This window comes from uncultured Mailhella sp., from assembly GCF_905187505.1.
Taxonomy (GTDB): Bacteria; Desulfobacterota; Desulfovibrionia; order Desulfovibrionales; family Desulfovibrionaceae; genus Mailhella.
On sequence record NZ_CAJJIC010000135.1, the window covers coordinates 1 to 6,205 of the forward strand.

Annotated in this window: 3 protein-coding genes; 1 reads left to right on the forward strand and 2 read right to left on the reverse strand. The window is 64.2% G+C overall.

Going from position 1 to position 6,205, the window contains the following annotated elements:
- The coding region (locus tag QZZ60_RS10020; protein WP_295641034.1) for a pyruvate carboxylase at positions 1-3,663 on the reverse strand (3,663 nt) is incomplete at its 3' end.
- Positions 3,664-3,665: 2 nt separating this feature from the next.
- Positions 3,666-4,838, reverse strand: coding sequence for a hypothetical protein (locus QZZ60_RS10025; RefSeq protein WP_295641036.1), 1,173 nt, complete (start codon positions 4,836-4,838; stop codon positions 3,666-3,668).
- A 129-nt stretch (positions 4,839-4,967) separates the two neighbouring features.
- Here QZZ60_RS10025 and QZZ60_RS10030 point away from each other — a divergent pair, with 129 nt between their 5' ends.
- Positions 4,968-6,128: a polynucleotide adenylyltransferase gene (locus QZZ60_RS10030; RefSeq protein ID WP_295641038.1), complete on the forward strand. Its 1,161-nt coding sequence runs from the start codon at positions 4,968-4,970 to the stop codon at positions 6,126-6,128.
- Positions 6,129-6,205 lie beyond the last annotated feature (77 nt).

The following is a 6,205-nucleotide window of genomic DNA, read 5'->3' on the forward strand; positions in this document are numbered from 1 at the left end:
CATGGGGGCGGAGGGGAGGGGCTTGCCGCAGTGGGGTTTGGGGCAGACGGTGGGGCAGGGGCCGAGTTCGACGATGAGTTCGCCTTCGCGGACGGGGATCATCTTGCGGGTGGTCTGGTAGTCGGCGGTTTTGAGCACGCGTTTGACGATGCCGTCGGTGGGGGCGAGCACGGCCTTTTCCTGCTTCATGATGGAGATGTTGAACAGTTCATCTCCGGCCTTCACGATGTCGCCGGGCTTGACGTACATGACCCACAGGTCGCCGTTGGAGGGAGCGGCCACCTGGTAGATGTTGTTTTCGTCGGCCATGGTGGTATCGGCGGCGGCCATGCGGCCTTCGGCCACTTTGACTTCATGGCTGATGATGATGGAGTCGAAGCTGTAGCGCACGGTGACGGTACCGTGGTCGGTGACGGGGCTCACGCGGAAGATGGTCATCTTGTGGGGCTTGCCGCTGGAGTCGGTGAACTGGAGTTCCTGACCCTGTTTGAGGCCTTCGAACCACACGTGCAGGGGCAGGCGGTTGGGATCGCCGTACTTCTTGACGAACTGCATGGTTTTGACGGCGTCGCCGGGGTGGTTCAGGTACATGACCAGTTCTTCGTCGGTGGGGGTGCGCTTGATGATGGCGGCGCAGGCCTTTTCTTCGGCCTTGACGTTGACGTCCTTCAGGTGATCGAGGGGGGAATCCTCGGTACGGGACGCCAGCGCGGAGCGATAGGCCGAGCTGCCGAAGGCGCTTTCGTACACCCAGTCGGCGGGGAAGCCGAGCGGCAGGCGGCCGAACTTGCCGAGCAGGAGGTTCCTGAAGGCGTCGTTGCAGTCGCGGTAGATGTCGAGGCGCTGTTCACGCAGCAGGTCGTCCACTTCCTCTTCGGGGGTGACGGCGGCAAGTTCCGCCACGCGGATGAGTTCCTGCACGCCCTTTTCACCGCTGCGCTTGAAGGCGTTGGTCACGGCGAGGAAGGCGGTGTTCCAGGTGATCTGGGAACCGGGGGTCACGTCGTGGTAGCGCACGATCTGCCGGATGGCGGCAAGGAAGCGCAGCATGTGGGGCAGAAGCTGGATGTAGCCCTGTTTCATGGCGCCTTCCTGCGACGAGGAGGTGGCGCCGCCGGGCATGCAGTGCTTCACGGCGTTGTAGTCGGTGCCCTGGAAGTACGGCGAGCAGTAGCGGTCGTAGAAGGGCATGATCTGCTTGAGCACGAAGTTGGCCTGGGCGATCATGTCCTTGTTGACCATGGTCTTGAGGCCGAGTTCGTTTTCCATGTAGGCCACGGTGGCGAGCACGTCGCCCTGACCGTAGGTACGTACGCTGGCGCCGAGGCCGGTATCCACGATCTGCGCGCCGGCCTTGGCGGCCGCGCCCACGGCCGGGATGAACAGGCCGTCGGTGGTGTGGCGGTGATAGTGAAGCACGAGGTCGGGCCAGCGCTTTCTGATGGCCTGAACGAGGGTGGCGATGAACGTGGGCGAGCAGATGCCGGCCATGTCCTTGAGGCCCAGAATGATTCTGCGCGAGGCGTCCTTCTGGTTGCAGCCCGCGATGTTGCCCACCATGTCGAGGGTGGCGGCGGTCACGTCGAGGTAGTGATCCACGTCGAAGCCCTTGGCCACGGAAATGGACAGGGCGGGTTCAAACACCACGTCGTTGCGCGAGAGCACCACTTCGGCGAGCGGACGCATGTTGCGCATGTCGTTCAAGAAGTCGAAGCAGCGTATGATCTGGTAGTTGTCGCAGATCATTTCGCCGGTGATGTTCATGAGATTGCGCGGCTGCGGGGTGTAGCCGAGCACGTTGGTGGAGCGCACGAGCAGCTGCTTGAGCGTCTTGGGGGCGAACTGGTTCCACGCCTGGGCCTCGGTGAAGGGGTAGGTCATGTTGGCCATCATGGCCACATGGAAGTGCGCGCCGCCGCCGTTTTCCAGGGAGAAGAAGTTGCACGAATCGAGATAGGGGCCGATGAGCGCGTCTTCGGCGAGGCGGAAGCGGTTGCCGGTGTTGGACTGCGTCATGTCGCGGGTGGTGGTGTCGGTGAAGTGCACCATCTTGGAGTCGCGCAGAAATTCCAGCAGCTGATCGCGTTCATGCGGGTAGGGACTGGGGGCGTAGCGGTCCGCGCCGGAGATGTGCGGAAGCACCGGCTCGAAGGCGGGCAGGCGCGGCGTGTCCACGGAGCGGTAGGCGCCGAGCTGCACGAAGGGATTGTAGCCCTTGGCCGAGATTTCCGCCACGAGGTGGCTCAGGCGTTCGCCTTCGGGCGCGAGGTCCTGATAATCGAAGAGTTCCGGCGTGTTGGCCACGAAGTTCGTATCGAAGTTCGCGGAGCGGAACTGTTCGTTCTGCAGGATGTGGCGATAGAAGGGGATCGTCGTCTTGATGCCGGAGATGGTGTATTCCTCCAGCGCGCGGTCCATGACGCTCAGAATGCGTTCCCAGCTCTTGCCGAAGGCGATGAGAAGCGCGCCCGCGGAATCGTAGTTGGAGGGGAAGTCGTAGCCGGAGCAGAGGTTGGAGTCCAGACGGATGCCGGGACCGCCGGGCGATTCGTAGCGCACCACGCGGCCGCAGTTGGGCGTAAAGTTGTTCTGCGGGTCTTCGCAGTTGATGCGGACCTGCATGGCCCAGTTCTGGGGCTTGGTGTTTTCTTCGTCGAAGGGGAGCTTCGCGCCGAAGGCAATGGCGATCTGCGCGCCCACGAGGTCGATGCCGTAGCGGCTTTCGGTAATGCCGTGCTCCACCTGGAGGCGGGTGTTCACTTCGATCATGTAGGGCGTGCCGTCCTGCGTGACCAGAAATTCCACCGTGGCGAGGGAGTAGTAGTTCACGGCCTTGATGAGGGCGCGGGCGTATTCTTTGAGCTGATTGCGCAGCTTTTCGGTCATGCCCGGCCACGGCGAAGGCGTGATTTCCACGAGCTTCTGATGGTTGCGCTGCACGGTGCAGTCGCGTTCGTCGAAGGCGAACACGTTGCCGTACTGGTCGGCGATCACCTGAATTTCGATGTGCCGCACGTGCTCAAGATAGCGTTCCACGAACAGGCGCGGATTGCCGAACGAGGCTTCGGCCATGGTGGACGCCTTCACGAAGGCGTCTTCGAGCTCCTGCATGGTGCGGATGACGAAAATGCCGCGTCCGCCGCCGCCGCCCTCGGCCTTGAGCATGACCGGCAGGCCGATCTTCTTGATGACCTTGCGCGCGCCTTCGATGTCCACCGCGCCGTCGGAGCCGGGAACCACGGGCACGCCGATCTTCATGGCAAGATTTCTCGCCTGAACCTTGTTGCCCAGGAGGTTCATGGACTCGCACGTCGAGCCGATGAACGTAATGCCCGATTCCGCACACTTGCGCGGGAAGTTGTCGTCTTCGGAGGCGAAGCCCCAGCCGGGATGAATGCCCACCACGCCGCGGGCCTTGGCCTTGCTGATGATGAGGTCAAGATCCAGATAGGCGGAGGGATTGGGGCCGAGAAGCATGAGCTCCTGGGCCGCGGATGCCGCGGGGGAGGTCTTGTCCACGTCGGTGGCCGTCATGATGGCGACGGCGCCGAAACGTTCGCGTATGGCGCGGCATATGCGCCGCGCGGGGATGCCGCGGTTGGCCACCAGTATGGCCTTGCCCTTGAGCTCGGCCTGAACTTGTTCCATGGTTTTTGCAGACATTTCTACTCCGAGGAAGGTGCGGGTTCCGAAGGGCTTTTCCTCCCGTCGTCGCGGGGAAGAAGAGAGCCGCCCAGAAACGTCGCCGTTCCGTATGCTGTACTGAGACGAAGCGCGCCGGATGCCGTCACGCCGTCAACCACGCCCTCACAGGGGATTCTGACCATGGTCTCCCTTTCGGGGCAGGCGTCGGCGAGAGTCACGCGGCAGCCGCGGAAGGCGAGGTGCCTTTGCGCCAGCGCGGGCCACCACGGTTTGAGGGTCTTTTCTTGTGAATAGCAGGAAAAAATGGAGCTAGCAAGATGCGTCCAGAGCGTGAAAATAGTCACGATGTCCTTGTTTTTCTTGCCGATTTCTTCACCGTTTCGTATCTTCGGAAGGCTTGAGGCAAGCTCCGCGCCGTCTGCGCAACACAGGACTCCTGCGGAAAAAGCATAGTTATCCCGCAGTGTTGAACTCGGCGGGCAGGAGGTGATGTTGAAGCCCGTGCCCGCAATGAGCGCGCCGCGGCGCTCTTCCATGAGCATGCCGCCCACCTTGCGGCAGTCTTCGCGTCCGGGCATGACGCCGGGGCGGAACGTGGGAGCGGCCTGAAGAAGATCGTTGGGCCACTTGAGCATGACGGGACAGCCTTCGCGGCTGAGGGCCTCGGCCATGAGCGCTCCGCAGGCGGGAGCCGCGGCTTCGGAGTCGAAGGGCGGCTTCATGGGCAGGCGCAGCGCGGTGTAGAGGTTGCCGGCCGGAGAGCTCCAGGCGCGGCGCATCTGGCCGCGTCCCGCGCTCTGCGAGAGGCAGAGCACCGAGGACCATTCGGGAAAGATATCGGCTTCCACAAGAAGGCGCGCCGCATCGAGGCTTGAGGTGGCCGCTCCCGTGAGGTACACTGGACCGGGCACTCCCGCCGCGGGACGCTCAAGCCAGCGCACGCCGTTCTTTTCGCAGCTCCTCCAGCCGCGCAGCGCCGCGTTGCGGGCGTCGGAGCCGCCTTGCGCGGAAGATGGATCGGCGCACGATGATGCGTCGGCACCCGGCGCATCTTCAGGGCGCGGAGTCTCTTCGGGCAGGGCGAGCGGCGAGGCGGCCAGCTGCGCCGGAGAAAAGGGCAGGGCCGTGGGAGCCTGTTCCCCTATGGGGGGCAGGCCTTCAAAAAGCAGGCGCACGACGGCGCATTCGTTCATGGTTCCTCCATGGCCGGGTCGCCGGGGCGGCCCTTCGGAAAAATTCAACAAGCCCCTCCACCACGGGAGGGCGGCCGGGCGCAGGTCTGCGCCGATGCGGCGCGGCCGGAATGCGGCCGGAGGAAACACATGGCAGAATGGTTTGTTGTGGGCGGCGCGGTGCGCGATCTTCTTCTCGGGCGAGACGCCCACGACGTGGACATTTCCTTTTCCGGCGGCGAAGACTTCTTTCTACAGCGCTTCCCCGCGGCGCGCAATACGGGGCATGAGCCCAGAATATGGCTGGTGGGCTCGGAAGAGTTCACGCCCGTGGAAGACGACGACATCGAACGCGACATGTTCACCCGCGATCTTACCGTGAACGCCGCCGCCTTCGATGCCGAAGGCAGACTTTTCTGCCATCCCGATTTCCTCGCGGACATGGAGGCGCGGCGCCTGCGTCCCGCTTCGCCGGACGCCTTTGCGCGCGACCCGCTGCGCATCTTCCGCACGGCGCGCTTTGCCGCCGCCTGGCCGGACTGGTCCGTGCCCGAAGAGACCCTCGACGCCATGCGCGAAACCTGCCGACGCCACGGCGATGCCGTGGCAGCCCTTCCCGCCGAACGCGTGGGCCGCGAACTTCTGCGCGCCCTCGAAGCCCCCATGCCCTCGCGCTTCTTCACCGTGCTGCGCGACGCGGACTGCCTTTCCCCCTGGTTCGCCGAACTCTCTCCCGCCGCAGATATCCCCGCAGGGCCCAGCCCCTGGCACGACAACTCCGTGCTCGAACATACCCTCGAAGTCCTCGACCGCTGCGCCGGTCACCCCCTCGCCGCATGGATGGCCCTCTGCCACGACCTCGGCAAAATCCGTACCGACGCGTCCATCCTGCCCCATCACTACGGCCACGAACTCAAAGGCTCCGAACTCGTGAAGGCCCTCGCCGCCCGCCTGCGCCTGCCCTCCCGCCTCGTGCGCGCAGGCGTCACCGGCACCGTCCTGCACATGAAGGGCGGCATGTACGGCTCGCTCCGCGCCGGTACCCGCAGAGACCTCGTCTGCAAACTCCAGGAAACAGGCATATTCCACGACTTCTGGATCCTCGCCGGAGCCGACGGCGGCTGGAACTGGGAACCCATGGCCGAACGCGACCTCTCTGCCGTCCGCGCCGTCCGCCTGCCCGAACAGTGGAGAAACAAGGGCGCTGAGTCCGGCAAAAGACTGCGACAGCTCCAGTGCGAAGCCCTCGCAAAACTCCCGAAATCCTCCCCAGACCGCGCTGAAAACGCCCCGCCCCTGCCCGAAAAGTAAAACGCAGAAAAGGCAGGAAAGGCAGGAAAGGCAATGCGGGGCGCCGCCCCGCACCCCGCCGGGGGAAATAATTCCCC

Bases quoted from the DNA above. Each gene is read 5' to 3' on its own strand.
- QZZ60_RS10025 (WP_295641036.1), bottom strand. From the start codon at position 4,838: ATGAACGAATGCGCCGTCGTGCGCCTGCTTTTTGAAGGCCTGCCCCCC.
- QZZ60_RS10030 (WP_295641038.1), top strand. From the start codon at position 4,968: ATGGCAGAATGGTTTGTTGTGGGCGGCGCGGTGCGCGATCTTCTTCTC.